Below are 801 nucleotides of genomic sequence, written 5' to 3' on the forward strand. Positions count from 1 at the left end.
GCAGGTCGAAGTGACTGTGCTGCAACAGGCTTTGCGTCGCCGCCGCGCTGGCCGTGTGGGCGACGGTGAAGCCCTGTGCCTGCAGGCCTGCGATCAGGCCACTGGCGATCAGCGAGTTGTCTTCGGTGAGGAGCACGTGCATGTTCGAAAGGGCGCGAGAAGGGCGAGTCGACAGTATCGCTCATCCCGATTAAGACAGGATTATCGGCGCTGCTCCGGGCACTGTTAATCGTCTGTTAATTGCCCTCTGGCATGCTCGACGCATCCTGGATTTCAAGGTGCCCGCATGCGTGTCGTCATCCTCCTGCTGAGCCTGTTCTGCGCCTCCGTGTTCGCCGCACTGCCGTTCGACGGCCCGCGCGCGGACGAGGAATTCCTGCCTGTCGATCAGGCGTTCGTGTTCGATGTGCAGCAGCAGGACGGGGACGCGACGACACTGAGCTGGGACATCGCGCCAGGCTATTACCTGTATCGGCAGCGCCTGAAGTTCATCGGTCTGGCGGACGCGCATGCCCCTGAACTGCCCATGGGGCTGGCGCATGAGGACGAGTACTTCGGCGCCTCGCAGATCTACCGTGACCGTCTGCAACTGAGCCTGCCGGCCGAGGCCCGTGGGCGTATCGAGGTGCAGTGGCAGGGCTGTGCCGATGCCGGCCTGTGCTACCCGCCGCAGAGCCGCACCCTCGACCTTGGCGGTGGCGGCGCCATCAACGTCGCCCAGGCCGACGACCTGGCGCTGCTCGACGGCCTGCAGCAGCAGGCGCTGTGGCTGAGCATGGCGGTGTTCTTCGGCCTCGGTCT

The 801-nt window shown here is 65.0% G+C and carries 1 protein-coding gene; it reads left to right on the top strand.

Features of this window, described 5'->3' with window-relative positions; translation table 11 throughout:
- Positions 1 to 286: 286 nt before the first annotated feature.
- Positions 287 to 801: protein-disulfide reductase DsbD domain-containing protein (locus tag J0A65_RS24570; RefSeq protein WP_269814710.1), on the top strand; the 515-nt coding region annotated here is incomplete at its 3' end.

Source organism: Bowmanella yangjiangensis, from assembly GCF_017255015.1.
GTDB classification, from domain to species: Bacteria; Pseudomonadota; Gammaproteobacteria; order Enterobacterales; family Alteromonadaceae; genus Bowmanella; species Bowmanella yangjiangensis.